The organism is Vibrio sp. QJM3NY_21 (genome assembly GCF_057785975.1).
This window is the reverse complement of sequence record NZ_CM173513.1, coordinates 2,386,314-2,412,717: the sequence shown is the minus strand read 5'-3', so window position 1 is coordinate 2,412,717 and position 26,404 is coordinate 2,386,314. Positions and strand designations below refer to the sequence as shown.

The following is a 26,404-nucleotide window of genomic DNA, read 5'->3' as shown; positions in this document are numbered from 1 at the left end:
TATGTGCCTTATTCAATTTTTTGCTTTGCTTAAGGAAAATTACAATGAGCAAATTTGCTATCGTATTCCCAGGCCAAGGCTCTCAAGCTATCGGTATGCTTGCTGACCTAGGCGAACAGTATGATGTTGTTAAAAAGACATTTGCTGAAGCTTCAGAAGCACTTGGTTACGATCTATGGGCATTGGTTCAAGATGGTCCAGTAGAAAATCTAAATGAAACTTTCCGTACTCAACCAGCTCTACTAACAGCGTCTGTTGCAATCTGGCGTGTATGGCAAGAGCTTGGTCTAGAGCAACCTGCAAACCTTGCAGGCCACAGCCTAGGCGAATACTCAGCACTAGTGTGTGCGGGTGTTATCGACTTTAAAGAAGCGATCAAGCTGGTTGAGCTACGTGGTCAACTGATGCAAGAAGCGGTTCCTGCGGGCGTTGGTGCAATGTACGCAATCATCGGTCTAGATGATGAAGCGATTGCTAAAGCGTGTGAAGAAGCGGCACAAGACGAAGTTGTGTCTCCAGTTAACTTCAACTCACCTGGCCAAGTTGTTATCGCGGGTAACAAAGCAGCAGTAGAGCGCGCTGGTGCACTATGTAAAGAAGCAGGCGCTAAACGTGCTCTTCCTTTACCTGTATCTGTGCCGTCTCACTGTGCCCTTATGAAGCCTGCAGCAGACAAGCTAGCGGTTGCTCTAGAAGCTCTAGAGTTCAACACACCGGCACTGCCTGTTATCAATAACGTCGATGTTATTGCTGAAACAGACCCTGCAAAAATCAAAAGCGCACTTGTTCGTCAGCTATACAGCCCGGTTCGTTGGACTGAAGGTGTACAAGCGATGAATGAGCAAGGCGTTGAAAAGCTACTAGAATTAGGCCCAGGCAAGGTTCTTACTGGTCTAACAAAACGTATTGTTAAAACTATGACAGCTGCTGCAGTTAATGACACTGCATCACTAGACGCTGCTAAGTAAATAACCAATTAATAGAGAAGTTATGATGAATTTAGAAGGCAAAGTTGCACTAGTTACAGGCGCAAGCCGTGGCATCGGTCGTGCAATCGCTGAGCTTTTAGTTGAGCGTGGTGCTAAAGTTATCGGTACTGCTACGTCTGAAGGCGGCGCTGCTGCAATCAGCGAGTACCTTGGTGAGAACGGTAAAGGTCTTGCTCTTAATGTCACTGATGTTGACTCAATTGCTGCTACACTGAAAACCATCAACGATGAATTCGGTGCGATTGACATTCTGGTTAACAACGCAGGTATCACTCGTGATAACCTTCTCATGCGTATGAAAGACGATGAATGGAATGACATCATTGATACTAACCTAACGCCTATCTTCCGCATGTCTAAAGCTGTATTGCGTGGCATGATGAAGAAGCGTCAAGGCCGTATCGTAAACGTTGGTTCTGTAGTAGGTACTATGGGTAACGCTGGTCAAGCTAACTACGCAGCAGCAAAAGCTGGTGTGATTGGTTTCACTAAATCAATGGCTCGCGAAGTTGCGTCTCGTGGTATTACAGTGAACACTGTAGCGCCAGGTTTCATCGAAACAGACATGACTAAAGCGCTAAATGATGACCAACGTGCAGCAACTTTGGCGAATGTACCAGCAGGTCGACTAGGTGACCCTCGCGAAATCGCTGAAGCTGTGGTATTTTTGGCGTCACCTGCGGCAGCTTATATCACAGGTGAAACACTTCACGTCAATGGCGGTATGTACATGGTGTAAATTATGTGCAACATTTGTGCATGATTTAAGTCAAGATCATACGTAATTTCGGTTAAAATCGTGAAAATTGTGGTTTGACCAGAAAAGTTGACCTTGCAACTTTCAATAGATTGAATAAACTACGGAAAACATCGCATAAAGCGAACTCTGTAAAGGAAAAGAAAAAATGAGCAACCTCGAAGAACGCGTAAAGAAAATCATTGTTGAACAGCTAGGTGTAGACGAAGCTGAAGTTAAAAACGAAGCTTCTTTCGTTGATGACCTAGGTGCAGATTCTCTAGACACAGTTGAGCTAGTAATGGCTCTAGAAGAAGAATTCGACACTGAAATCCCAGATGACGAAGCTGAGAAAATTACTACTGTTCAAGCTGCTATCGATTACGTAACTAGCGCTCAGTAATAATCTCTCCCAGGCGGTCACCTTGACCGCCTGTGTTTTATCTAACTCATCTATCCTCATCTTAAATCACCTCAATCCCCGGAGTGTAATATCGTGTCCAAGCGTCGTGTAGTTGTCACTGGCATGGGTATGTTGTCGCCGGTAGGCAACACTGTAGAATCTTCTTGGAAAGCCCTGCTAGCTGGTCAAAGTGGTATCGTTAATATCGATCATTTTGATGCAACCAATTTCTCAACTCGTTTTGCAGGTCTAGTTAAAGACTTTAACTGCGAAGAGTATATGACTAAAAAAGATGCTCGTAAGATGGACTTGTTCATCCAGTACGGCGTCGCAGCAGGTATTCAAGCTTTAGATGATTCAGCCCTAACTATTACTGAAGAAAACGCTCCTCGTGTAGGCGTTGCTATCGGTTCTGGTATTGGTGGTCTTGGTTTGATCGAAGCCGGTCACAAGGCTCTAACTGAAAAAGGCCCTCGTAAAATCAGCCCGTTCTTCGTACCGTCGACGATCGTGAATATGATTGCGGGTCACATGTCTATCATGCGTGGCCTACGCGGTCCAAACATCGCGATCTCTACAGCATGTACGACTGGCCTACATAACATTGGCCACGCGGCTCGTATGATTGCATACGGCGATGCTGACGCAATGCTAGCGGGTGGTGCTGAAAAAGCATCTACACCACTAGGTATGGGCGGTTTTGGTGCGGCTAAAGCACTGTCTACTCGTAACGATGAGCCTCAAAAAGCTTCTCGTCCATGGGACAAAGGCCGTGACGGCTTCGTTCTTGGTGACGGTGCAGGCATGATGGTTCTTGAAGAGTATGAACATGCTAAAGCTCGTGGCGCTAAGATTTACTGTGAGCTAGTTGGCTTCGGTATGTCGGGTGACGCTTACCACATGACATCTCCAAGTGAAGATGGCTCTGGTGGTGCACTAGCAATGGAAGCGGCTATGCGTGATGCTGGCATTACTGGTGAACAAATCGGTTATGTTAATGCACACGGTACTTCGACTCCTGCAGGTGACGTAGCGGAAGTTAAGGGCATCAAGCGTGCTCTTGGCGAAGCAGGCAGCAAGCAAGTCTTGGTTTCTTCTACGAAATCAATGACAGGCCACCTTCTAGGTGCTGCAGGTTCTGCTGAAGCGATCATCACAGCGATGTCTCTAATTGATCAAATTGTTCCACCAACAATCAATTTGGATGATCCTGAAGAAGGCTTAGATATTGACTTAGTACCCCACACTGCGCGTAAAGTTAGCGGTATGGAATATGCTGCATGTAACTCATTCGGTTTCGGTGGTACAAACGGCTGTTTGATCTTCAAAAAGATTTAATCATCTTATTAAAGACATAAACACTCGTAGATAGTCACAATTAGACTTGTTTTTAAACGGCTTGATGCTTTAGCATTGAGCCGTTTCTTTTTATGGGGAAAAACATGTTCTGGGTTGATGGAGAAAGCCGACAAACTATCGATATCTTGGATCGCTCGTTTCAGTACGGAGACGGCTGTTTCACGACAATGCTTGTCCGAGATGGTCAGATTCAACATTTTCACGATCATCAGCGTCGTGTCGATGATTGCCTTAGAGCGTTACGCATTTCCGCACTTGATTGGGATGTGGTTAACCTTTGGCTCGATAATGCGCTTCAACATATCCAAGATAATGATCTTCATGGAACAAAGAGCCTTGATGGTTCAACGAATCTTCAAGGTAGAAACAAGCCTCATAATGAAAAAGCAGGGATCAAGCTGCACGTTAGCCGTGGGGCAGGCGGTCGTGGCTACAGTACCAAGAATATCGCCAAGCCAACGATAACCATCAGTACATTTGATTACCCAAGTCATTATTCAGCGTGGCAAGATTCTGGTGTTGAGCTTGGCATCTGCCAACAAGCATTAGGTTTGAGCCCACTATTGGCCGGTCATAAGCACAATAATCGCCTTGAGCAAATCTTGATGAAAGATGAAATGGATCAGGCCGACGAAGTTGATGGTGTGGTTCTTGATATCTCAGGTAATGTGATTGAAACCACCATGGCCAATTTGTTTTGGCGTAAAGGGCAGATGATTCACACTCCTCAACTCACACAAAGTGGCGTCGCTGGGGTTATGCGTAAGCAAGTGTTAACCGCGCTGAATCAAGCTGAACTTTCCGTTACTATTAGTGACTACTGCTTATCTCAACTCATGCAAGCTGATGAGGTTTTCATGACCAACTCTATTTTAGGGATTGCCCCCGTTACCCGTATTAGTGATACCCAGTTTACGATTGGGACCGTTACTCGTAGCCTTCAAGGACAACTAAACTCGTGATCAAAAAGTTATTTATTTTTATTATCTTGTGCCTAATTGCAGCCGGTGCTGCTGGGTTTTACGTTTACAACCAAGCGCAAGATAACCTGAAACAAGTTATTCAATTAGAAAAACCACAGGTGGTTACTGTTGCTTCAGGCAGCAGCTTTAACCGCGTTCTCGCTCAGCTGATTAATGACGGCCTGTTTGAAGCGTCTCCTTACGAGAAACTGATTCGTAAGCTACACCCTGAGTTGGTTGACGTAAAAGCGGGTACATTCCTGCTTGAGCCAGGTTTAACCCTTGAGCAAGCGCTACAAGTGCTGGTCGAAGGAAAAGAGCACCAATTCACGATTACTTTCGTCGAAGGCAGTCGTTTTGATGAGTGGCTTGTTCAGCTAAAAGATAACGAATTCATTCAACAGACGTTGGACGGTGTGACTGAAACAGAGATCGCTGAAAAATTGGGTATTGAAAATGAAAAGCTTGAAGGTCTTTTCTTAGCGGAAACGTATCACTACACCTATGGCACAACGGATTTAGATCTGTTGAAACGCGCCCACCGAGATCTAATGAACGTGGTCAATGATGAGTGGGAAGATAGAGCCGATAAACTGCCTCTTAAATCGCCTTATGAAGCTCTGATTCTTGCGTCTATCATCGAAAAAGAGACTGCTGTCGCTTCTGAGCGTGAGCGTGTGTCTTCTGTGTTCGTTAACCGCTTGAACAAGCGTATGCGTCTGCAAACTGACCCAACGGTTATCTACGGCATGGGCGATAGCTATAAAGGCAATATTCGTAAGAAAGATCTACGCACACCAACGCCGTACAACACCTATACAATGAGTGGTTTACCACCGACGCCGATTGCAATGGCGGGTAAAGCGTCTATTAACGCGGCTCTGAATCCAGAGAAGAGCAACTACCTGTATTTTGTTGCGAGTGGAACGGGTGGTCACGTATTTTCAAAGAGTTTGACTGAGCATAACCGTGCAGTACGAGCTTACTTAAAGCAATTAAGAAAAAACAAATAAAGAAAGAATTATGAATCAGTCGAAATTTATCGTGGTTGAAGGCCTTGAAGGTGCTGGCAAAAGTACAGCAATCAATGCCATCGTTGAGACATTGAAAGCCGCTGGTGTCGCGGACATCGTTAATACTCGTGAACCCGGTGGTACCGTGCTTGCCGAGAAGATGCGCTCATTGGTCAAAGAAGAACACGAAGGCGAGAAGCTTCAAGACATGACCGAATTGCTGCTGATGTATGCGGCGCGTGTTCAATTAGTAGAAAACGTCATCAAGCCTGCACTCGACAGCGGTCAATGGGTGTTGGGTGATCGTCATGATATGTCATCTCAAGCTTATCAAGGTGGTGGTCGTCAGATCGCACGCACTACGATGGAATCACTGAAAGAAACCACGCTAGGCGGTTTTAAGCCAGATCTAACCCTATACTTGGATTTGGACCCTAGAGTAGGGCTTGAACGTGCTAGAGGCCGTGGTGAGCTCGATAGAATCGAAAAGATGGATATCTCATTCTTCGATCGTACGCGTGAACGTTACCTTGAGATTGCAGCACAAGACGAAACGGTTCTTGTGGTTAATGCACAGCAAGAGATTGAGCAAGTGGCTGCTGATATTAAAGTCGCGCTCAGTGCTTGGCTCAATAAACAGTAGGTAGTCATGGCTGAAGTGTATTCTTGGCTCACACCGGTATGGAGTGAGTGGAAAAAAAGTCTCGATGCAGAGCGTTTTCCTAACTCTGTGATTGTTAATGCACCGGAAGGGCTTGGCGTTGATGCGCTGATTAGCCAACTTACCGATGCATTGATGTGTACTAATTACGAAAGCGAGTCGTGTGGATTTTGCCACAGTTGTGAATTGATGAAGTCGGGGAGTCATCCGGATTTCCATGTGATTGAACCTGAGAAAGAAGGTAAATCGATTACCGTTGACCAAGTACGTGCGAGTAACCGCTGGGCTCAACAATCGTCTCAGTTAGGTGGTTTGCGCGTTATCTTGCTTAACCCTGCAGAGGCGATGAACGAATCGGCTTCCAATGCATTGCTGAAAACTCTAGAAGAGCCATCAAGTAAGTGCATCTTCATTCTTTCTACTCGTAACAGTAATCGCTTAATGCCGACTATTATTAGCCGCTGTCAGCAATTCAATGTGGTTAGCCCGCAGTTGGATTCTGGATCGGCTTGGCTAGATGGGGAAGTAGGTAAAGCGGTTCCGCAGTATATTCTAGCGCTCAATGACAACGCGCCTTTGAAAGCGAAAGCCATGTATGAGCAAGGCGGTGTTGAAGCCTCAACAAAAGTGCTCGATGGTTTTGTCAATGTAATCAAAGGCACTCAACCTGACATGCTGAAGTTTTCCACAGAGCTTAGTAAAGACCCTTTGGTTCAACTAGGCTGGCTATGGCACTTACTGTCTGACGTGCAAAAGCTGCATTTTGGTTTGGCGAATCAGGCGATGACTCCGAGTGCGAAAGCTTTGGTTGAGGTAATGTCTTATCAAAGTGCTTACGCAGCATCGAATAAACTGTTGATATTGATTGAGCAGTTAAAGCAACACCCCGGGCTCAATACGGAGCTACTCATAATGAACTGGCTGATTGCCACTTGCGAGGAAACATGTTCGTAGATTCCCACTGTCATTTAGACAAACTGGATTACCAAGATTTACACACCAGTGTAGAAGACGTGGTTAATAAGGCGAAGGCAGCAAACGTAGACCAACTGCTTTCTGTCGGTGTGACATTAGACTCGTTTGAAAACATGCTTGAGATGATCTCGCCGTTTGATAATGTTAAAGCTTCTTGTGGCGTTCACCCTCTCGATGTAGAGAGCGATTTCTGTCTGGAAAGAATACGTGAGTATGCGAGCAATCCAAAGGTTGTGGCGATAGGTGAGACAGGCTTAGATTATCACTACCAGCCAGACACGGCAGAACTGCAACAGCTTAGATTCAAGCAGCACGTTGAGTTGGCTGTTGAGCTTAATAAACCTTTGATCATCCACACGCGTAACGCGCGTGAAGATACGTTAGCTATTTTACGCGATGGTGGAGCAGAGAAGTGCGGTGGTGTGATTCATTGCTTTACTGAAGATCAAGCATTCGCTGAAGCGGCAATGGAATTAGGTTTTTATATTTCGATCTCAGGTATTGTGACCTTTAAACAAGCCACAGAACTTAAAGACGTTGTGAAAAACTTACCGCTAGATAGGTTGCTGATCGAGACGGATTCGCCATACTTGGCTCCGATTCCATATCGAGGTAAACAGAATCAGCCTGCATATGTGGTCGAAGTGGCGGCTTATATCGCGCAGTTGAAAGGGCTGTCAATGAAAGAGGTTGCTGAACAAACAACCAAAAATTACCGAAAACTTTTTTTGCGATAAAAAACTAACTAAACAAATAAAAGGGAGCGAAAGCTCCCTTTTTGTGTTTTTGATCACCAAAAGTACGTTTTTTTTTAATGTTTACTAATTATGTTGAACTTGAGAGCACTATTTACATCATTTGTAATTTTGTTACTAAAAATAACATTAGCTCCTATTTTATTTACCCAGTAAAATAATACACCCATCAAAAAATACATTTATATTTCAATGCTTTAATTGCTTGTAAAGCATTGCATTTCTAGATTTGACATGTGATCCAAGACGTGTTTTGAAACTAAATTTCGTAAGTGACTAGAAAGTTAGTTCCGCATCAATATATATTTAGCGGCAGAAAATATAATGCAATACATGGTTACATTTTCACTGGGTGCTAACATATAGGCTACGGGGGTGTGCCGTTAGAACCCATATAATTATTTTATCTTTATCAGGAGCATAAACATGTTTAAGAACCTTTTTGCTAACCTGCAGAAAGTTGGTAAGTCTCTGATGCTACCAGTATCAGTTTTACCAGTTGCGGGTATTTTGCTAGGTGTCGGTGCAGCAGACCTTCCTTTCATTCCAGAAATTGTTTCAAACTTAATGGAACAAGCGGGTGGTTCAGTATTCGGTCAAATGGCACTACTGTTTGCAGTAGGTGTAGCACTTGGCTTTACTAATAACGACGGTGTAGCTGGTCTAGCTGCTATCGTTGGTTACGGCATCATGACTGCTACACTTGGCGTAATGGCTGGTGTAATGGGCGTTGATAAAATCGATACTGGTGTACTAGGTGGTATCCTAGTCGGTGGTGTTGCTGCTTGGGCATTCAACCGTTTCTTCCGTATTCAACTACCAGAGTACCTAGGCTTCTTCGCTGGTAAGCGTGCCGTGCCAATCATCACAGGTTTCTCTGCGATTGGTCTAGCAATCCTACTATCTGTAGTATGGCCACCAGTTGGCGGCGCTATCTCTGCGTTCTCTGATTGGGCTGCTCACCAAAACCCACAAGTGGCGTTTGGTATCTACGGTATCGTTGAGCGTTCTCTAATTCCATTTGGTCTTCACCACGTTTGGAACGTACCTTTCTTCTTTGAAGCTGGTACTTGTGTAAACGCTGCTGGCGAAACTCAAAACGGTGTTCTTACTTGTTACCTAGTTGCTGATGACGCATCTCGTGCAGCGGGCAATGGCTTCGGTCAGCTAGCTGGTGGTTACATGTTCAAGATGTTCGGTCTACCTGCTGCTGCAATCGCAATTGCACACTCAGCTAAGCCTGAAAACCGCGCTAAAGTAATGGGTATCATGGCTTCTGCTGCGTTGACTTCATTCCTAACGGGTATCACTGAACCAATCGAATTCTCATTCCTATTCGTTGCTCCAGTACTGTACGCAATCCACGCTCTACTAGCTGGTTCTGCATACGTTCTTGCGAACACTCTAGGTTTTGTACACGGTACATCTTTCTCACACGGTCTAATCGACTTCCTAGTTCTATCTGGCAACGCGTCTAAGATGGGCCTAATGGTTGTATGTGGTATTGGTTACGCTGCAATTTACTACATTGTATTCCGCACTGTGATTAAAGCACTTGACCTTAAAACTCCAGGTCGCGAAGACGAGTCAGAAGACGACATCGTTGCAACTGGTACTGAGCTTGCTGGTGAGTTAGTTGCTGCATTCGGTGGCAAAGCGAACATCACTGGTCTTGATGCTTGTATTACTCGTCTACGTGTTGCAGTAGCTGATACAGAAGCTGTTGACCAAGACAAACTGAAGAAACTAGGTGCTGCAGGTGTTGTTGTAGTTGCTGGTGGCGTACAAGCTATCTTCGGTACTAAGTCTGACAATCTTAAGACAGACATGGATGAGTGGATCCGTAACAACGGTTAATTCACTGATTCAATAAATTGAAAGGAGGCCGAGAGGCCTCCTTTTTTTTTTCTGCTCTATGAAAGACCTTTCTGCGTTTAATCCCCATCAACTCAGAGAGTTACCGCTCAACTCGATCAATTGATGGTCGTTCCCAAATTTTTCGTGTCTTTTATCTTTTACCTAGCGATGACACCTTTCGCTGAGATTCTAGTAAACTCCCTTTTTTAAACACAGTCTGAGAATATTATGAAACATCGTTACTTGATCGGCCTTATGTGCTGCAGCGGAGCCTCGTTTGCTCACGCTTCTGAAGCCCCAGCTTTGGAAGTTGGACTCGCCATCGACCAAGACCTGAGTGTCGTTGTGGAATTTGATCAGAAATACCGTGCTACGATTGGCAATGACGGCGCTGCATTTGACTATATTTTTAAGCGTGGTCAGTTTGCAACTGAAGCTCCGTTGAGCTGGTATGTAGGTGCTGGTGCTTGGGCTGAATGGAATGATGACTTTGGTTTGCGTTTGCCGCTAGGCGTGAAAGTGAATTTCTACGAAGGTTGGAATGCTTACGCACAAGTTCACCCAGAGCTCGACATGTACAAAGGTGTTGAGTTACAAGTAGGCGGCGCACTAGGTGTGACCTACAAGTTCTAAGTTGAACTGAAAACCGTTTTTATAATGAAAAAGCCAGCATCAAGCTGGTTTTTTCATTTCGTTAGAATACTTCTAATCTAAATACTTATTGATCCAATATGGGGACTCAACCTAGAAGGTAAAACTCAATCCAACATTGGCTTGGAATTGGTTCATCCAGTCAGTATCAAAGCGGATGATGCAGTCTTGGCCATTGCTCGGTACGTTACAAACACCGGAGGTGTCGTTGTCGACCACAGTACCTAGCCAACGTACTTGTGTATTTAACGCTAAGCGGTCACTAAATTTGTACTCTAAACCACCAAAGATAGAAGTTGAGAATCCATATTTATCCTTTGCCCAGTCTACATCAACGTAAGAAGCCCCAAGACCGAGCCCTAGATAGCCAGACAACACAGAGGAAGCAGGGTAGTAGATGCTGCTTTGAAAGTGAAGGTATTGGATGGAAGAGCTTAGGTTGAGCGTTTCTAATTCAGAGCTTTGATTAGAATAGAAAAATCCGATGCGTCCTTTTTCAAGTGGCGTTTCAATCGCAAAGGTATAGTTTTCCGAACCTTTCATATCATAAGTATTACCATCCTGGTCTTCGACGCTACCACCACCTGTATAACCAATCATCGGAGTGATAATAATTTCCGGTGCGGCATACAAGTTTGAAGCGGAAATGAGCGCAACAAGCGCAATCATATTTGCTTTGTTATTCATGAGTATATCCTTATCCATACACTTACTAATTGTGATGGTTACATCAATATTGTGCGACTAATTTCGACGATTCTTGAAGATACTTCACACACCTGATAGAACTTATATAGAGACTCGACAAATTAATAATAAGCCAGAGGTGTCTATGGACCATAATCTGAAAAATGCTCTACAAATAACAGTGATCATCTATACCATCATTCTTTCATTTGGTTTTATTGCGATTGGTAGCTAATACCATCTATTGCGAGGCTGAGTTTTTATACTCAGGGAATCATGAATAGTGGGATTATAACCAATATTGATGCAGCAATAGACTTGGATTACTACGCTAAGTTTATTGCTGGGAAAACAGCACTGGTCGCTCAAGGTGGCGGACAGAGAAGTATTTTTACTTCTGGAGTGCTGGATGCCTTTCTTCTTTCTAATTTTGACCCCTTCGATGAATTTTTTGGTACCTCAGCGGGCGCTCTCAACTTATGCGCTTATCTGTGCCGCGATAAAGGCCTTGGCCGCTCTTTCGTTCTCGACCTCACGACTTCACCAGAGTTCTTTAATCTCTTTTCTTATATACGACACAGAAAGAACCTAGGATTAGAATGGGCGTTAGAACAAATCATGGCGTACCCTTATAAGCTTGATCTTGACCTCGGCAGGCAAACGCTGGGTGACAGACATTTTTTTGCAGCGGTCACCGCTTCGAAAGATCTTCGAGATCATTATTTCCCTTTGCTTGGTGAAGACTGGTACAAGGTGATGATTGCCACTTGCGCCATTCCACGTTTGTATAGCGATGAAATATTCATTGGCGATAACGCTTATGTTGATGGTGGTGTATCCGCTTGTATCCCGGTTCAAGAAGCGTGGCGTAGACAAGCCCGTTCCATTGTAGTGATCAGAACTGAGCCACCTTTAGAGGAAGAGGTTCGAGTTCAAGTTAACAGTACGGGATTAAAAACACCCAAACCAATATCAGCTGAAGAGCTGGAATGGTTCCGGGAATCTTTTGACAGTGTTCAAGGTCATTGGCAGCAAAAAGTGGAACAGTGGAAAACCGATTGGAGCTCGTTCTTTCAACAACAAATCCTCAGTTCAAAAGAACAGAAGCGCGACAGATCACATTTGGATTTACTTAATGGTGGTCGATGGCTATTTGGGGCGGATGACATCTATAGATTAAGTCATTTAATTGGTGATAAGTTTGATTCCGGTTTGGCTGATATGCTAATGGTACATTACCAAACTTACTCATTGACTCAGGATTTTTTGAACTCCCCACCAGACGATGCGTTTGTCGTGCAAATTGCCCCAAGTAAGCCGCTGAAATCAAGTTCATTAATGAGTAATAAAGAAGATTTACTGCACGATTACGACATGGGTTTAGAAGCGGGTTACCGATTTGTAGAAACTTATACCTCTACGGAAAATGCCCGCAGTTCACACATGCCACAGTTGGCAACCATTGCTGCTGAGAAGTAATGCTTGAAGTTGATAAGTTAACATACTGTTAGCTCATCATGCTGTTTTAACCCGATCGTTAGTGAGTCGTGTTCTGATATGAAAAAGGGTTACTGAACTTAGTTCAATAACCCTTTTTTGATCTTGGCTGGGTCGCTGATCAACGAACTGACCTAATCAAACACTAACTGATTAAGTGACAGGCAAGATTCTCATGCAGTTGGTTGATCCTGCCACGTCCATAATGTCGCCTTGAGTGACGATCACGAGATCGCCAAACTTAAGATGCTCTTTCTCTTTTAGGCAAGTGAGCGTAGATAGGGCAATGTCAAAGCTATCTTCGGCTTCTGTCTCGAAGTAGATAGGTGTCACACCGCGGTATAAGGTGCAGCGATTAAGTGTTCCTTCGTTACGAGACAGCGCGTAGATAGGCATATCAGCACTTAGACGAGACATCATCAGTGCAGTACGGCCTGACTCGGTGAGCGTGACTACGCCCTTAATGCCTTCCATATGGTTTGCAGAGTAGATGGTTGCCATTGAGACAGTTTCTTCGGCGGTGACAAAAGTACGGTCAATACGGTAATTAGATTGGTTATTAATGCCCGCCATTTTCTCTGCGCCAATACAGACTTCTGCCATCGATTTTACGGTTTCAACCGGGTAATCACCGGCAGCGGTTTCACCTGAAAGCATGACCGCATCTGTTCCATCAAGTACCGCATTGGCAACGTCCATCACTTCGGCACGGGTTGGCATTGGTGCTGAGATCATTGATTCCATCATCTGAGTTGCGGTGATGACGGTTCTGTTAAGCGCTCTAGCACGGCGTATAAGCTGTTTTTGTACTCCGACCAATTCAGGGTCGCCAATCTCTACTCCGAGGTCACCACGAGCCACCATGACCACATCTGAGGCCATTATGATGTCATCCATGTTCTCAACAGTGGCTACCGTCTCTGCTCGCTCTACTTTTGCTACAAGGTGAGCTTCTAAGCCCGCTTCTCGTGCAAGCTGACGAGCGTAGTGCATGTCTGCGCCGTTGCGTGGGAAAGACACTGCGAGGTAATCCACTTTGATTTGGGCTGCGGTGACGATGTCGCGCTTATCTTTTTCTGTCAGCGCTTCTGCGGAAAGGCCACCGCCTTTTTTATTTATGCCTTTGTTATTTGACAGTGGGCCGCCAATGATCACTTCTGTATGAACGCGACAGCCTTCGACTTCGGTCACTTTCAGCTGAACACGACCATCGTCGAGTAACAGGATGTCGTTAGCTGAAACGTCGTTAGGTAATTCTTTATAATCAAGACCGACCGCTTGTTGGTTGCCTGCACCTAAACCTAGGCTACTGTCGAGAGTGAATTTGTCACCCACAGCAAGTTGGATTTTACCATCTTTGAATGTCGATACTCGAATCTTGGGGCCTTGTAAGTCACCGAGAATAGCGATTTGAGTGCCAAGTCTTTTTGCAATTGCTCTGACGTTTTCTGCGCGTTGTATATGGTCGTCGCTGGTGCCGTGAGAGAAGTTCATACGGACGACATTGGCACCGGCTCTGATGATCTCTTCAAGCACGTTACCTTTATCAGTAGAAGGGCCTAGCGTTGTGACGATTTTCGTTTTTCTTAATTCGGCTGTCATGAATACTCCTAGAGTGAGGCCAAGTAATCTTTTAAAAGACTGAATTAAGTATATGCATTAATTGATTATTTATTGGGAGCTAGGGAGATATTTCATTATTTGTCTCTAATTATTGAATTCAGAGCTCAATAACGATGTTTTATTCTGAAAATTAAGTCTCAATTTATCGATTTTGGTGTTAATTTTCCTCGAACTATTTGACTCGATACACAAAGATTCATGTATATACGTGATACTGGTCACGGCGATATACCAAGTGACTTCACAATTACTTCGCAAAGTAAAAAAATTAACTCGTTGATGATTTCTGGAGCGTAAAATGTACATGGCTCAACCGGGCCATATTGATCATATCAAACAGGTCAATGCTGGTCGTGTATATAAACTAATTGACCTTAAAGGTCCTATTTCTCGTATCGATCTGTCCAAGCAAAGTGAGTTGGCTCCGGCGAGTATTACTAAAATTACCCGTGAACTCATTGAAGCTCACCTTATTCACGAAACGACGGTTCAAGAAGCCACGACTCGTGGGCGTCCTGCTGTCGGTCTGCAAACCAATAACGAAGGTTGGCAGTTTCTGTCGATGCGTCTTGGTCGCGGATACTTGACGATCGCGCTTCATGAATTGGGCGGCGACGTGCTTATCGATACCAAGATTGATATTCATGAACGTGACCAAGATGATGTGCTTGCGCGTCTTCTACATGAAATTGATGAATTTTTCCAAACCTATGCTGAGCAACTCGATAGGGTAACAAGCATTGCGGTTACGCTACCGGGTCTTGTGAATTCTGAGCAAGGTATTGTGTTGCAGATGCCGCACTACAACGTTAAAAATTTAGCGTTGGGTCCTGAGATTTACAAAGAAACAGGTCTGCCTGTCTTTATTGCCAATGATACCCGAGCTTGGGCATTAGCAGAGAAGCTGTTTGGTCACTCACAAGACAACGATAATTCAGTTCTTATCTCGATTCACCATGGTGTCGGCGCCGGGATCATACTCGACGGCCGAGTGTTGCAAGGTCGCCACGGTAATATCGGTGAACTTGGGCATATCCAGATCGATAAGCAGGGCAAACTTTGTCATTGTGGTAACCGAGGCTGCTTAGAAACAGTCGCGAGTTCTCAGGCGATCCGTGATCAAGTAAAAGAGCGACTGGCTAATGGTGAAGCATCGTCCTTAACTGTGTTTGAAGATGTCACTATTGAACAGGTCTGTGCTGCCGCTGCTGATGGCGATCCATTGGCTGTTGAAGTTATTGAACAGCTAGGTCGTTACTTAGGTGCCGCGATAGCGATTGTGATTAACCTTTTCAACCCTGAGAAAATCTTGGTGGGTGGTGTTATCAATCAGGCTAAAAGCGTGTTGTACCCTGCGATTCAAAAGTGTATCGAAGAGCAGAGTTTATCGGTTTACCATCAAGATTTAGAGCTGGTGGAATCTCGATTCTATAAACAAGCAACCATGCCTGGTGCTGCGCTTGTTAAACAAGCCTTATATGATGGCCAACTGTTAATGAAAGTTGTTGAAGGTTAACGCCTTATACTCGTCTTTTAGCCTCACCCGAAACCTTTCCATGTACTTAAGCTTTGTATAACATCATTTGTTGTACTTAGTTTAAGCATTCTGTGCATTGGCGCTTTGCTTTAACCTATTGAAGTAGGCTATTGTAGCCACAGTTATTATTTGTCACTAAGGTGTTGTATGTCTGGCGTTTTAAATTCGGTTGATCAGAGAACCAAACTGGTCGGTGAAAACCGTCTGGAGCTCTTGTTATTCAGCTTAAACAGTCGTCAACTTTTTGCGATTAACGTATTTAAAGTGAAAGAAGTCCTAAAAGTGCCAGTACTCACTCGCTTGCCGGGCTCTCACCACCATATTACGGGTGTTGCGTCTCTACGTGGTGAATCGGTGCCTGTTATCGATTTGCGCAGCGCGATTGGCTTCCCACCGTCACGAGATGAGACTCAAGAAAATAACTTGATCATCACGGAATACAATCGAACTGTACAAGGTTTCTTAGTTGGACAAGTGCGTAATATCGTGAATACGACGTGGACTGAAATTCAGCCGCCTCCAAAGACAACGGGTCGTGCCAATTACCTGACTGCTATCACGCATATTCAAGAAGAAGAGCAGCACAAAATCGTTGAGATTATTGATGTTGAAAAGGTACTCGCTGAAATCATTGATTATGATGTTTCGATTTCTGACGGTGTTTTAGATGAGCAACTTGCCAATGAAATGGTTGGACGTAATGTACTTATCGTTGATGACTCTTCAACCGCGCGTAACCAGATTAAAGGTACCTTATCGCAACTGGGTTTGAACATTATTGAATGTTGTGATGGTTTAGAAGCACTGACCTTACTTAAGGGCTGGTGTGATGAAGGTAAAGACATCAATCAAGAAATATTGTTGATGATCACCGATGCTGAAATGCCTGAAATGGACGGCTATAAACTGACGCATGAAGTGCGTACGGATCCAAGAATGCATGACCTATTCATCACGCTAAATACTTCATTAAGTGGAAGTTTTAATGAAGCCATGGTTGAGAAAGTAGGGTGTAATCGCTTTATTTCTAAGTTCCAACCGGACCTTCTGGTTGAAGTGACTCAAGAGCGAATGCGTCAAATTTTATAATTAAGACTGCTGTACGGTTATTTTGAGTGACCTTATGGAAAGTGTTTGCTAATATTCATGCAGCATATTTTTCTTAACGAAATATGCTCAACTACTAGCGTAACTTTTCACACACAATCTAAGGTAGTTCCTCTTAATGATATGGTTGACTTCTAAAGTCGTAATGACTTTGAGCTTATTACTGTATAGGGAATTTAAGAAAAGACGTACGGAAGCTGAAGTTGAGTCATAACTCAACGATTTAAATTGAAGGGAGGCTGATGCCTCCCTTTTCCTTTTCTGGCATTTATGAAAGGGCTATTTGAATCGCTAATGAAAATCTCGAGATTTGGTGTTCAAGCCAACAATCTCCTCGGTAATATCGATGAGCTTACCCGCGATAACATGCACGACTTCCCCTTCTTTTTCTAATATCCCTTGTACCTTTAAAGCCTTGGCTGTGAGATAAGCTTGCTGTTGCGCGCGGGCGGTGGCTCCCCAGACCACAACATTAATATTACCTGTGTCATCTTCCAATGTGACAAAGGTGACACCAGCTGCGGTGCCGGGTGACTGTTTACCCGTGACTAATCCAACAACGGTGACCATGGATTTGTGTCTTTGTTGTATTAAGTCCTTCATGTGTGTGAATCGACCTAATCGATTGGCTTCTTCGAGCAAAGTGATTGGGTGTTTGTTTAATGAAATCCCGACACTGGTGAAATCTTCGAGTAGATCTTGCATCTCACTGGGTTGATGCAATGAGAGCTCGCCATTATCATCTTCTGCATAGTTATCGACTTGGTTAAACAAAGGCAGATCAGAGGCTGAGTCCATCATTGCCCAGCGAGTCTGGAAGCGGTCTCCCGAGACATTATTCAGCGCATTTGCGGAGGCCAGTAGCTCGATATCTTTCTTATTCATCGACAACTGTTTCACTTGGCTAGGGTGGCGATAACCGGATTGCGGGCGATTGGCGAGCACACTTTGAATTCCATGTTCGCTGAATCCTTTGATTTGTCGCAGCCCTAAGCGAATCGCTAAACCATTCTGATGTTCAACGACTATGTGGTTGTCTTGTGAGGCATTCACACATACCGGAAGAATCACCATATTGTGTCGTTGGGCATCTTGTACTAACTGCGATGGGCTATAAAAGCCCATGGGTTGGCTATTCAGCAAAGAAGCGTAGAAACATTCTGGGTAGTAGCATTTCAACCAAGCTGAGCAATACGCTAATACTGCAAATGAAGCCGAGTGACTTTCAGGAAAACCGTACTCGCCGAAGCCGCATATCTGTTTAAAGATCTGTTCGGCAAACTCTGTCTCATAGCCACGCTTTTGCATCCCGTCGATGAGCTTGTTTTTAAACTTAAAGACGTTGCCATTTTTTTTCCAAGCGGCCATCGCACGTCTGAGCTGATCGGCTTCACCACCGGTGAACCCTGCAGCGACCATCGCGAGCTTAATCACTTGTTCTTGGAATATCGGCACGCCTAAAGTGCGTGACAGTACCGATTCCACATCTTTAGATGGATAGCTGATGGGCTCAATACCATCTCGGCGTTTTAGAAACGGATGCACCATATCGCCTTGAATAGGCCCTGGACGCACGATAGCGATTTGAATCACCAAGTCGTAATAAGTTCTCGGCTTAAGCCTTGGCAGCATGCTCATTTGCGCTCGTGACTCAATTTGGAATATCCCTACTGTGTCTGCCCGTTGAATCATGCCGTAAACCTGAGGATCGTCTTTGAGGCGGGTGATCTCTGCGATCGTTAGCGAGCGACCATGAATGTGTTTGATGAGGTCGAAACATTTACGAATCGCAGAGAGCATACCCAGTGCAAGCACATCGACTTTAAGCAGCCCCAAGGTTTCTAGATCATCCTTATCCCATTGAATGATGGTTCGATCGTGCATCGCGGCATTCTCGACAGGAACCAGTTCATACAAAGGCCCAGAGGATATGACAAAGCCACCGACGTGTTGAGATAAGTGACGTGGGAAGCCGATGATCTCATTAACCAAGTGGATAAACTGCTGACCTTTTAAGGAGTCAGGTTGTAGCCCCAATTGAGTTAACTGAGCCTGCCAGCCTAGGCTTTTGTCCCTGCGATTGGTGTTTTTAATGAAGTAATCAAGTTGAGTTTCTTGTAGTCCCAATGCTTTACCGACATCTCTAACCGCACTTTTAAAGCGATAAGAGATGACCGTTGCAGCAAGTGCAGCCCGTTCTCTACCGTATTTTTGATAGATGTATTGGATGACTTCTTCACGGCGTTCATGTTCAAAGTCGACATCAATATCGGGCGGCTCATCGCGCTCTTTACTGATGAAGCGTTCAAATAGCACCGAGATCTGTCTTGGATCGACAGAGGTGATTTCTAGGCAGTAACAGACCACGGAATTAGCCGCAGAACCTCGACCTTGGTAAAGAATTCCTTGGCTTTTGGCAAACATCACGATGTCATGAATGGTGAGAAAGAAGAAAGGGTAGTCGAGATCATCAATCAATCCGAGTTCTTTATCTATGATTTGTTGAATGTTGCTAGGCACACCTTGTGGGAAACGATTTTGTTTCCCTCTCTCGACCAACATGCGCAGATAACTCATGGGTGTCTCACCTTGAGGAATCAGTTCACTAGGATATTCGTAGCGCAAGCTGTCTAAATCAAATTCGCACAGCTCAGAGATTCGGTTGCTCTCTTCTAGCCACTCTGCTTTGAAAATACGTGAGAGCTTATTGATGCTTCGTAAACAGCGCTCAGCATTTGCCAGTAAGTGACTGCCCACTTCAGTAATGGGACGTTGATACTTGATCGCAGTGAGTGAATGCTGCAAGGGTAAGCGATTAGCGTTGTGCATCAGCACGCCACCACAGGCAGTAATAGGAAGGTGGTGATGTTGTGACAGCTCAACACAGTAATCTGTGTACTGCTGGTCGGTTTGCTTTAGGTGTCGTTGCAAGCCGATCCAAAGCCGACCTGAATGGTGTTGGGAGAGCCATTGCCCCCAGTGCGCGTCTTCATTTTTCTGTTGAGGAAGCCAAAGAATGAAGCAGTGCTTAGCCGACATGATATCCCACTCAGAGAGCTGATAATGTCCCTTACTGCTACGACGTCTCGCGTTGGTAATAATACGGCACAGTTCGGCGTAGGCTTGTCTGTTTGGGCATATCAAGATTACTTGGCACTCTTCATTTAACCAAAACACACTCCCGACAATTTGCTTGAGCGACAGTTTATGTTGCTTGATTGCAGAGTGAACCTTAACGACGCCCGCCACTGAGCACTCATCAGTGACAGCGAGTGCTTTGTAACGTAAGAAGTCGGCCTGTAAAACAAGCTCTTCTGCGTGTGAGGCTCCCTCAAGGAAGGAGTAATTACTTTGGCAAAATAGCTCTGAGTATTGCTGAGACATAACGTAATCTCACTTAACCATTGCGAGTGAACATGATTGAAAAGGGATGTTGAAATTGAGTAAGTGGAACGGACGAGCTAACGAAGTTTCTCACTGACTTTCTTACAGACGAGCTTTCTTACTGACTTACTTTCCTACAAGCTAGCTAAATAAGCCGTGCAAAAACCACTGTTTATCTGGCGTTCTAAAGATCCATAGCCACCGACCGTTTTCGCTGTGAGCAATAAAGTAGTCACGAATGATTTTCTCGCCATCCCACCAGCCAGAAACAATGCGCTCAGGACCTTGAGACAGGGTGACGCTTTCGGTTAAGGCTTCGGGCTCTGGCAGCAAAATACTGGGCCTGAGTCGCTGTTGGCTGATGTTGGGAGTTGCTATTTTCTGTTCGAACTCTGTGGGTGTTTGCCTCTTTGCCACAGACTTACTCAGTGTTGGGAGCGAGTACTGATTGGCCTTTTCTGGCCTTGGGTCGTGCTGTATTTTCGGTGTTTGAATACAGGGTTGCCCAAGCTTTGCTTGCAGTAGTGAGAGCAAATCTAACGCGGCAAGTGTTCCTGTATTGCCATCAAAAAGATCACGGTAGGCCATTTGCGGTTCTCCATGACGAATCAAAGAGAGAGTCAGCCCCTGAACCGGTGCCGTGATCTTCAGTGATTCTAAGGTTAGATGAGTCAGGTTCGCCCACTTTGCAGCAAGGTAATCGCCTTGTGCTGAATAGAAAGAGACAGGGTGGTCGTCTTTATCTCTCAGATGCAAAGTCAGCGTTAACTCGAAAGCCACTCGGTCGCGTAGTTTCAAAAAACACTCGAGTTGATTTAATAATTTCAGTAACGGCTTTTCGATAAACAGGATGTTTTCAATATCAAACAATAGCTCGAGATATTGCTGAAAATTCTCCGGTGGATGATAGAAATCAATCGGGTGCTTGAACTGTCCGTTAAGGCGACCAACATAATTCACTAAATCGATATCAAAGCGACGTGCGACATCTTGCAAAGGCAGTTTCAATAGGTCATCCACTAAGTTAATGCCGACGCGGTTCAGGCGCTCCACTTGCTTAGTTGGCAACTCACTAGAACTCAATGCTTGTTGATTGACCCATGCTTTCATTTGCTCAACATTATTAGTGACTTGGTTGATGGATTGCTTGCCCAAAAGGATCGCAGAAAGTGGTGAGTAACCCGTCGCGAAGCTGAACTGGATATTGAGCGTTTCTAAGTGGCTTTTGAGCTCATGCCAGTAGTTATCTAACCCATCGTAAAGTGACAGCATATTAGAAGCTTTAATCAACAAACCATTCGGTGGTAGTAAAGCCATGTCAGAAGTGACCAAATACGCCCATTGAGCGATCTCTTTGAGCTTGCTTTTTTCTAGCTCAATACTGTAAGGGTGGACGTGTAAGTTATGGCAAAGCGCCGCCGCAGACCCTAGCCCCATACCAAGTGAAATTCCCGATTGCAGAGCAGCTTGGTTAGCTTGCAGCACACGGTGATCTTTTTCATCCACGATGATAATAGGTTGCTCGTGTGACTCTTCATTAGAGTGAACTTTCTCGGAGTTAGATAGCTCAGAATTAAACAAAGTATCCAACTGCAGAGATGGAAAGTGCAGATAAAGCCACAACATACGCTAGCCTTGTTTCGCAATAGGAAAAGCCAGCACGGTGTTATTTGATAAAGCACTATGTGAACTGTCTTGAAGGGTGATTTTTTCAGTGAGTAACGGCCAATTTTGGCTCATGTCTAGAATAAAGAAGCCATATGACCAACTGCCTTTCCTTTTTGTGACCTCAACCTTTAACCCTTGGGCGTGAGAAGACAGCTTCATACTTAGAGAAACGGGTAGGGATAACTGATTATGGCTGCTGGCCTTAAAGTGAAATTGCAGACACTTACCGGTTTCGCTTGCTGCTTGCAGGCGCTTGGTTTGGTGTATTTCTAGATCGGCTCCCCATAGCAATACCGAGTGACAGGCGCCGCTTTTAAGGCACTGCTCTGCTGCCCACAATGCATCGAGATCGCGCTGAGGTTGGATAACGAGGATGTTCTCTAGTTCAATACCTTGGCTGCTAAAAAACTCAGCACAGATCTTCCCCGGTGGGTTAATGAAGATGGCCAATTTTTGTGAGTTTTGTTGAGCTAAATAGGGTGTAAGCAGGCGAAGTTCGCCGATCCCTTGTTGCGATTCAACCTCAATAACACCATGCGTCGGAAAGCCACCATCAAGCTGTTTATCCAATTGAGAATAGCCTGTTGAAGTAGTGCTTCCTTGCGCTGTTGATTGTAACCCTGTCCAGATTAGCTGGCGGTCTTGTAAGTTTTTTATTAGTTCATGCATAATTAAATACCTGTATATTTATACAGTATATTTGACAATGAAAAAGATGCAAAGAAAAATGACGAAAATCAGATGAACTAAATATTAGATGATTGATTTAGATGCAAAAAAAGCCGCTATGGAAGCGGCTTCTTACTGTTGGTTAATGATATCAGTTACTTAGGTTGAGCATCGATACATTGGCCATTAATGTCTGTCACACTTGGGTTCATTAAGTGTAGGTACAGCGGGATGATGTCGAGTGGCGTTTTCAGCTTGTTCGCATCTTCACCTGGGTACGCTTTTGCACGCATGCGTGTTTGAGTGCCGCCAGGATTGATCGCGTTTACACGGATGTTGGTGTCTTCAAGTTCGTCCGCTAGGATTTGCATCATGCCTTCGGTAGCAAACTTAGAAATCGCGTAAGTGCCCCAGAACGCACGGCCAGAGTGACCAACCGTTGAAGAGGTAAAGACAATACGACCCGCTTCAGCTTTCTTAATGACAGGCAGTAATGCTTGAGTCATTAGAAATTCAGCTTTAACGTTGATTTGCATAACGCCATCAAACGTTTCTTCATCGATTTGATCAAATGGACTTAACGTGCCAAGCACACCTGCGTTATGCAGTAGGCCGTCTAAACGACCGAACTGTGATTCAATGGTTTCAGCCATATCAATGTAGTTCTGCTTTGTTGCTCCTTTGAGGTCTAGCGGAATGATCGCAGCCTGAGGGTAACCAGCACTTTCGATTTCATCGTAAATGAATTCAAGGTTTTTAACATTGCGGCCTAACAGAATGACAGTTGCACCATGTTGAGCGAAGCTTAGTGCGGCTTGGCGACCAATGCCAGCACCGGCACCTGTAACCAAAATTACTTTATCTTTGAGGGCATCTGTAGAGATTGGGTAATCCACTGTGCTTATCCTTCTTTCTTTTATTATGTTCGTCATTCCATTGGTGTTTAATCACACAGATAAACGCAGGAATGATGAGAAATTCTTGGTAATCGTGACAAGATGGTTACAATACACTAATTCATACAATAGGGGATATGACATTGGAATTTTTGTTGGACTACGGCTTGTTTTTAGCCAAGATTGCGACCGTTGTAATCGCCATCATTGCAATTTTAGTGATTGCTAAATCGGTGGGTGGAAAATCAAGCGCGATTAAAGGTGAGCTGGAAATCACGAACCTATCTGAACACCACAAACAAACGATTGAACAACTAGAGCACCATTTGCATGATGATGCTTTCATCAAAGCCCGTGATAAAGCAGAAAAGAAAGCGGAAAAAGAAAAAGTAAAATCACGTGGCAAAGAAGTGAAAAAAGCAGCGAAAGAGGGTGAGCTTGATAGCAAGCGTGAACCACATCTATTCGTTCTTGATTTTAACGGCAGCATTGATGCGAAAGAAGTGGCTTCATTACGTGAAGAGGTAACGGCGGTTCTGTCTGTGGCTCGTGAAGGCGATGAAGTATTGCTTAAACTTGAGTCTGGCGGTGGCATGGTTCACGGCTATGGTTTGGCATCTTCTCAACTTGATCGTATCAAAGCAGCAGGCCTGCCTCTGACTATCTCGGTAGACAAAGTAGCCGCGAGTGGTGGTTACATGATGGCATGTATCGCGGACAAAATTGTATCTGCACCTTTTGCTATTGTTGGCTCTATTGGTGTTATTGCTCAACTGCCAAACTTCAATAAATTGCTTAAAAAGCATGACATTGAGTTCGAACAGCTAACGGCGGGTGAGTACAAACGCACGCTTACTATGTTTGGTGAGAACAGCGATAAAGCACGCGAGAAGTTTAAAGAAGAGCTCGAAGAGACACATGGTCTATTCAAAGACTTCATCCGCGACCACCGCCCGGCGTTAGATCTTGAAAAAGTAGCAACCGGTGAACACTGGTTTGGTACACAAGCACATGAGCTTGGGCTGGTGGATGAGATCAGCACTTCTGATGATTTAGTCGTAGCGGCATGTAAGGACAAAACGGTTCTAGCGATTCACTACGTACAGAAGAAAAAGCTGTCAGACAAACTAGCGGGCGTGGCAGGTAAATCTGCAGACAGCGTGCTGATGAAGCTGATTGAACGCGGCCAAAAGCCGATTGTTTAAGCTTATTTAGCTTTAGCTTTAGCTTTAGCTCTAGTATCTAGGTTTAGTGCCTTGCGTCTATTGAAGACGTTTAAGCCTTAAAAAGAAAGCGCATAAGTCATCAGACTTATGCGCTTTTTTATTGCTCCACTTCCGAGCGGGTTTAACCACTATGTTGTAGGGGGAGCGGAGTCTTATACCAACCACTTACTTCCCGTGGCTGGTATTAAATCTTTGCTCCATAATCATTGCGTTTTGGACAAGTGGTCAGAATTTCTCTATGACCAGTATCTTTGACCTCCTCCAAAATTACATCAAAGCCCCATAAACGATAGAGATGTTTCATCACTTCGTCGTAGCCTTTATCAAGCGGGATACGGCCGTGAGGCACATACTGCAGTGTCATCGAGCGATCACCACGAACATCGACGTTAAACACCTGAATATTCGGTTCAAGGTTACTTAGATTGTATTGAGCCGCAAGCTTTTCACGAATCAAGCGATAGCCTGGGTCATCGTGAATAGCACTTATCTCAATGGTGTTTTTGCGGTCGTCGTCGAGCACAGAGAACAGTTTAAAGTCTCGAATGATCTTTGGTGAAAGATATTGGCTGATAAAGCTTTCATCTTTGAAATTGTGCATGGCAAAGTGCACCGCTTCTAGCCAATCACTTCCGGCTAACTCAGGGAACCACTCTTTGTCTTCATCGGTTGGTTCTTCACAGATACGTCGGATGTCTCTAAACATCGCAAAGCCAAGCGCATAAGGGTTTATCCCGCTGAAATAAGGGCTGTTGTAGGCGGGCTGTGCGACCACGCTGGTGTGGCTGTGTAGGAATTCTAATATGAACTTGTCACTCACCAAGCCTTCGTCGTAAAGGTGGTTAAGAATGGTGTAGTGCCAGAAGGTTGCCCAGCCTTCGTTCATTACTTGAGTTTGCTTTTGAGGGTAGAAGTATTGGCTCACCTTGCGAACAATGCGAACACACTCACGCTGCCAAGGTTCAAGTAGTGGTGCGTTCTTCTCGATAAAGTAGAGAATGTTTTCTTGAGGCTCGCTAGGGAAGCGGATTTTGGTCTCTTTTTCCTTGTCTTGATTTTTAGGCACAGTTCTCCACAGCTCATTGACTTGAGATTGCAGGTACGCTTCACGTTCTTCTTGCCTTGCTGTCTCTTCAGCTATGGAAATCTTCTCAGGGCGTTTGTATCTGTCTACGCCGTAATTCATGAGGGCATGACAAGAGTCGAGAAGTTGTTCGACTTCGGCAACACCGTATTTTTCTTCACAATCGGTAATGTATTTTTTAGCGAATAATAGGTAGTCGATGATGGAACTGGCATCGGTCCAGGTTTGGAATAGGTAGTTGCCCTTAAAGAAAGAGTTATGGCCGTAACAAGCATGAGCCATTACGAGCGCCTGCATCGTGACCGTGTTCTCTTCCATCAGATATGCGATACAAGGATCTGAATTGATCACGATTTCGTACGCTAATCCCATCTGACCATGCTTGTAGTTTTGCTCGGTTTGAATGAATTTTTTGCCAAATGACCAGTGATTGTAATTGATCGGCATACCGATGCTCGAGTAAGCATCCATCATCTGCTCGGAAGTAATCACTTCAATTTGGTTCTGGTAAGTATCTAAACGGTAATGCTGAGCCACACGCTTAATTTCTACGTGATATTGTTCCAATAGGTTGAATGTCCAATCTGGACCATCAGGCAGCATCTTGTCGTTTCTCTTCTGTGTCGCTTTGTCTTTTTCTGCAACGTTTGATTTCGCTGTCATGG

The 26,404-nt window shown here is 44.6% G+C and carries 23 protein-coding genes; 16 read left to right on the top strand and 7 right to left on the bottom strand.

What is annotated here, in order from left to right:
* The first annotated feature begins 44 nt into the window (after positions 1-44).
* From fabD to AC3CID_RS10540, 11 genes are all read left to right on the top strand, one after another.
* Positions 45-968, top strand: coding sequence for an ACP S-malonyltransferase (fabD, locus tag AC3CID_RS10590; protein ID WP_017078125.1), 924 nt, complete (start codon positions 45-47; stop codon positions 966-968).
* A 25-nt stretch (positions 969-993) separates the two neighbouring features.
* A complete protein-coding gene (gene fabG / locus AC3CID_RS10585; RefSeq protein ID WP_010437280.1) occupies positions 994-1,728 on the top strand; it encodes a 3-oxoacyl-ACP reductase FabG in 735 nt (244 codons plus the stop codon).
* Positions 1,729-1,894: 166 nt separating this feature from the next.
* On the top strand, positions 1,895-2,128 hold the full coding sequence (gene acpP / locus AC3CID_RS10580) for an acyl carrier protein (protein WP_012603569.1): 234 nt from the start codon (positions 1,895-1,897) through the stop codon (positions 2,126-2,128).
* 93 nt (positions 2,129-2,221) lie between these two features.
* Positions 2,222-3,466, top strand: a complete 1,245-nt coding sequence (fabF, locus tag AC3CID_RS10575; protein ID WP_004736554.1) for a beta-ketoacyl-ACP synthase II — start codon at positions 2,222-2,224, stop codon at positions 3,464-3,466.
* Positions 3,467-3,570: 104 nt separating this feature from the next.
* A complete protein-coding gene (gene pabC, locus AC3CID_RS10570; protein ID WP_488526527.1) occupies positions 3,571-4,449 on the top strand; it encodes an aminodeoxychorismate lyase in 879 nt (292 codons plus the stop codon).
* On the top strand, positions 4,446-5,462 hold the full coding sequence (mltG, locus tag AC3CID_RS10565) for an endolytic transglycosylase MltG (RefSeq protein WP_488526526.1): 1,017 nt from the start codon (positions 4,446-4,448) through the stop codon (positions 5,460-5,462). Before pabC ends, mltG begins: the two co-directional genes overlap by 4 nt.
* A gap of 10 nt (positions 5,463-5,472) precedes the next feature.
* Positions 5,473-6,105, top strand: coding sequence for a dTMP kinase (tmk, locus tag AC3CID_RS10560; protein WP_488526525.1), 633 nt, complete (start codon positions 5,473-5,475; stop codon positions 6,103-6,105).
* Positions 6,106-6,111: 6 nt separating this feature from the next.
* A complete protein-coding gene (locus AC3CID_RS10555; RefSeq protein ID WP_488526524.1) occupies positions 6,112-7,077 on the top strand; it encodes a DNA polymerase III subunit delta' in 966 nt (321 codons plus the stop codon).
* Positions 7,068-7,835 (top strand): TatD family hydrolase, encoded by a 768-nt coding sequence (locus AC3CID_RS10550; RefSeq protein ID WP_488526523.1) that lies wholly within the window; start codon positions 7,068-7,070, stop codon positions 7,833-7,835. Before AC3CID_RS10555 ends, AC3CID_RS10550 begins: the two co-directional genes overlap by 10 nt.
* 444 nt (positions 7,836-8,279) lie before the next feature.
* A complete protein-coding gene (gene ptsG, locus AC3CID_RS10545; protein ID WP_004736562.1) occupies positions 8,280-9,710 on the top strand; it encodes a PTS glucose transporter subunit IIBC in 1,431 nt (476 codons plus the stop codon).
* A gap of 228 nt (positions 9,711-9,938) precedes the next feature.
* Positions 9,939-10,343 (top strand): hypothetical protein, encoded by a 405-nt coding sequence (locus AC3CID_RS10540; RefSeq protein ID WP_488526522.1) that lies wholly within the window; start codon positions 9,939-9,941, stop codon positions 10,341-10,343.
* 111 nt (positions 10,344-10,454) lie between these two features.
* On the opposite strand, the gene AC3CID_RS10535 is transcribed toward AC3CID_RS10540, so the two are convergent.
* Positions 10,455-11,048 (bottom strand): porin family protein, encoded by a 594-nt coding sequence (locus AC3CID_RS10535; protein WP_488526521.1) that lies wholly within the window; start codon positions 11,046-11,048, stop codon positions 10,455-10,457.
* Positions 11,049-11,193: 145 nt separating this feature from the next.
* Here AC3CID_RS10535 and cydH point away from each other — a divergent pair, with 145 nt between their 5' ends.
* A complete protein-coding gene (gene cydH / locus AC3CID_RS10530; RefSeq protein WP_102466665.1) occupies positions 11,194-11,283 on the top strand; it encodes a cytochrome bd-I oxidase subunit CydH in 90 nt (29 codons plus the stop codon).
* Between the two features lie 41 nt (positions 11,284-11,324).
* On the top strand, positions 11,325-12,527 hold the full coding sequence (locus AC3CID_RS10525) for a patatin-like phospholipase family protein (RefSeq protein WP_114633798.1): 1,203 nt from the start codon (positions 11,325-11,327) through the stop codon (positions 12,525-12,527).
* 171 nt (positions 12,528-12,698) lie between these two features.
* Here the strand turns inward: AC3CID_RS10525 and pyk are convergent, their stop codons facing one another.
* Positions 12,699-14,147, bottom strand: coding sequence for a pyruvate kinase (gene pyk, locus AC3CID_RS10520; protein WP_017088594.1), 1,449 nt, complete (start codon positions 14,145-14,147; stop codon positions 12,699-12,701).
* Positions 14,148-14,466: 319 nt separating this feature from the next.
* Between pyk and mlc the strand changes: the two genes are divergently transcribed.
* On the top strand, positions 14,467-15,684 hold the full coding sequence (gene mlc / locus AC3CID_RS10515) for a sugar metabolism global transcriptional regulator Mlc (protein ID WP_488526520.1): 1,218 nt from the start codon (positions 14,467-14,469) through the stop codon (positions 15,682-15,684).
* A 168-nt stretch (positions 15,685-15,852) separates the two neighbouring features.
* Complete coding sequence (locus tag AC3CID_RS10510; RefSeq protein WP_004736572.1) at positions 15,853-16,794, top strand: chemotaxis protein CheV; 942 nt, start codon at positions 15,853-15,855, stop codon at positions 16,792-16,794.
* 309 nt (positions 16,795-17,103) lie between these two features.
* On the opposite strand, the gene AC3CID_RS10505 is transcribed toward AC3CID_RS10510, so the two are convergent.
* From AC3CID_RS10505 to AC3CID_RS10490, 4 genes are all read right to left on the bottom strand, one after another.
* Positions 17,104-20,196 (bottom strand): error-prone DNA polymerase, encoded by a 3,093-nt coding sequence (locus tag AC3CID_RS10505; RefSeq protein WP_488526519.1) that lies wholly within the window; start codon positions 20,194-20,196, stop codon positions 17,104-17,106.
* A 141-nt stretch (positions 20,197-20,337) separates the two neighbouring features.
* Positions 20,338-21,822 carry a Y-family DNA polymerase gene (locus tag AC3CID_RS10500; RefSeq protein ID WP_488518104.1) on the bottom strand — a complete coding sequence of 495 codons (1,485 nt, stop codon included), beginning with the start codon at positions 21,820-21,822 and terminating at the stop codon, positions 20,338-20,340.
* Between the two features lie 3 nt (positions 21,823-21,825).
* A complete protein-coding gene (gene imuA / locus AC3CID_RS10495) occupies positions 21,826-22,533 on the bottom strand; it encodes a translesion DNA synthesis-associated protein ImuA (RefSeq protein ID WP_114633794.1) in 708 nt (235 codons plus the stop codon).
* Between the two features lie 155 nt (positions 22,534-22,688).
* Positions 22,689-23,429, bottom strand: coding sequence for a YciK family oxidoreductase (locus AC3CID_RS10490; protein WP_004736577.1), 741 nt, complete (start codon positions 23,427-23,429; stop codon positions 22,689-22,691).
* 137 nt (positions 23,430-23,566) lie between these two features.
* Here AC3CID_RS10490 and sohB point away from each other — a divergent pair, with 137 nt between their 5' ends.
* On the top strand, positions 23,567-24,634 hold the full coding sequence (gene sohB / locus AC3CID_RS10485) for a protease SohB (protein ID WP_171327816.1): 1,068 nt from the start codon (positions 23,567-23,569) through the stop codon (positions 24,632-24,634).
* 205 nt (positions 24,635-24,839) lie between these two features.
* On the opposite strand, the gene AC3CID_RS10480 is transcribed toward sohB, so the two are convergent.
* A complete protein-coding gene (locus tag AC3CID_RS10480; RefSeq protein WP_146455931.1) occupies positions 24,840-26,402 on the bottom strand; it encodes a SpoVR family protein in 1,563 nt (520 codons plus the stop codon).
* Positions 26,403-26,404: the final 2 nt, after the last annotated feature.

What these genes read in the sequence shown, in the direction of transcription:
- fabD (WP_017078125.1), top strand. Translation starts at nt 45, where the DNA reads ATGAGCAAATTTGCTATCGTATTCCCAGGCCAAGGCTCTCAAGCTATC.
- fabG (WP_010437280.1), top strand. Translation starts at nt 994, where the DNA reads ATGAATTTAGAAGGCAAAGTTGCACTAGTTACAGGCGCAAGCCGTGGC.
- acpP (WP_012603569.1), top strand. Translation starts at nt 1,895, where the DNA reads ATGAGCAACCTCGAAGAACGCGTAAAGAAAATCATTGTTGAACAGCTA.
- pabC (WP_488526527.1), top strand. Translation starts at nt 3,571, where the DNA reads ATGTTCTGGGTTGATGGAGAAAGCCGACAAACTATCGATATCTTGGAT.
- tmk (WP_488526525.1), top strand. Translation starts at nt 5,473, where the DNA reads ATGAATCAGTCGAAATTTATCGTGGTTGAAGGCCTTGAAGGTGCTGGC.
- AC3CID_RS10555 (WP_488526524.1), top strand. Translation starts at nt 6,112, where the DNA reads ATGGCTGAAGTGTATTCTTGGCTCACACCGGTATGGAGTGAGTGGAAA.
- AC3CID_RS10550 (WP_488526523.1), top strand. Translation starts at nt 7,068, where the DNA reads ATGTTCGTAGATTCCCACTGTCATTTAGACAAACTGGATTACCAAGAT.
- ptsG (WP_004736562.1), top strand. Translation starts at nt 8,280, where the DNA reads ATGTTTAAGAACCTTTTTGCTAACCTGCAGAAAGTTGGTAAGTCTCTG.
- AC3CID_RS10540 (WP_488526522.1), top strand. Translation starts at nt 9,939, where the DNA reads ATGAAACATCGTTACTTGATCGGCCTTATGTGCTGCAGCGGAGCCTCG.
- AC3CID_RS10535 (WP_488526521.1), bottom strand. Translation starts at nt 11,048, where the DNA reads ATGAATAACAAAGCAAATATGATTGCGCTTGTTGCGCTCATTTCCGCT.
- cydH (WP_102466665.1), top strand. Translation starts at nt 11,194, where the DNA reads ATGGACCATAATCTGAAAAATGCTCTACAAATAACAGTGATCATCTAT.
- AC3CID_RS10525 (WP_114633798.1), top strand. Translation starts at nt 11,325, where the DNA reads ATGAATAGTGGGATTATAACCAATATTGATGCAGCAATAGACTTGGAT.
- pyk (WP_017088594.1), bottom strand. Translation starts at nt 14,147, where the DNA reads ATGACAGCCGAATTAAGAAAAACGAAAATCGTCACAACGCTAGGCCCT.
- mlc (WP_488526520.1), top strand. Translation starts at nt 14,467, where the DNA reads ATGTACATGGCTCAACCGGGCCATATTGATCATATCAAACAGGTCAAT.
- AC3CID_RS10510 (WP_004736572.1), top strand. Translation starts at nt 15,853, where the DNA reads ATGTCTGGCGTTTTAAATTCGGTTGATCAGAGAACCAAACTGGTCGGT.
- AC3CID_RS10505 (WP_488526519.1), bottom strand. Translation starts at nt 20,196, where the DNA reads ATGTCTCAGCAATACTCAGAGCTATTTTGCCAAAGTAATTACTCCTTC.
- AC3CID_RS10500 (WP_488518104.1), bottom strand. Translation starts at nt 21,822, where the DNA reads ATGTTGTGGCTTTATCTGCACTTTCCATCTCTGCAGTTGGATACTTTG.
- imuA (WP_114633794.1), bottom strand. Translation starts at nt 22,533, where the DNA reads ATGCATGAACTAATAAAAAACTTACAAGACCGCCAGCTAATCTGGACA.
- sohB (WP_171327816.1), top strand. Translation starts at nt 23,567, where the DNA reads ATGACATTGGAATTTTTGTTGGACTACGGCTTGTTTTTAGCCAAGATT.
- AC3CID_RS10480 (WP_146455931.1), bottom strand. Translation starts at nt 26,402, where the DNA reads ATGACAGCGAAATCAAACGTTGCAGAAAAAGACAAAGCGACACAGAAG.